We start from the raw sequence: 387 nt of genomic DNA on the forward strand, positions 1-387 counted from the left end.
CTATTTCATTGCCTCCTCAGCGATCGTACTTTCAATTGTTGGCGCATTCATTATCGAGCGAATTGTCGAACCCATGGCTGGCACATATCGTGGTAGCGTGGTTCTCGATGTTCATCCTGTCAGTGAACTGGAACTGCAAGGGTTGAAGCGCGTTGGTTGGGCAACGCTGGCACTCATAGTCATTATAGTCGCAGCCGTAGTGCCTGCCGGATCGCCGCTTCGCAATGAAAATGGTGGACTGGTACCTTCACCATTTCTGGAAAGCGCGGTGGCCATTTTTGCCATATTCTTCCTCTTCCTCGGGTGGATCTATGGCCGGACTGTCGGCAAAATCAAAACTTCGCAAGATGGCATAAACTTTATGGCAGAAGCAGTGAAGGAGCTTGC

Annotated in this window: 1 protein-coding gene; it reads left to right on the forward strand. The window is 50.4% G+C overall.

Annotated features, from left to right (window positions below):
* On the forward strand, positions 1–387 hold a 387-nt coding region (locus SB822_RS55260), incomplete at both ends, for an AbgT family transporter (protein ID WP_410858866.1).

Origin of the sequence: Paraburkholderia sp. SIMBA_054, assembly GCF_046534875.1 — a bacterium.
Taxonomy (GTDB): domain Bacteria; phylum Pseudomonadota; class Gammaproteobacteria; order Burkholderiales; family Burkholderiaceae; genus Paraburkholderia; species Paraburkholderia hospita.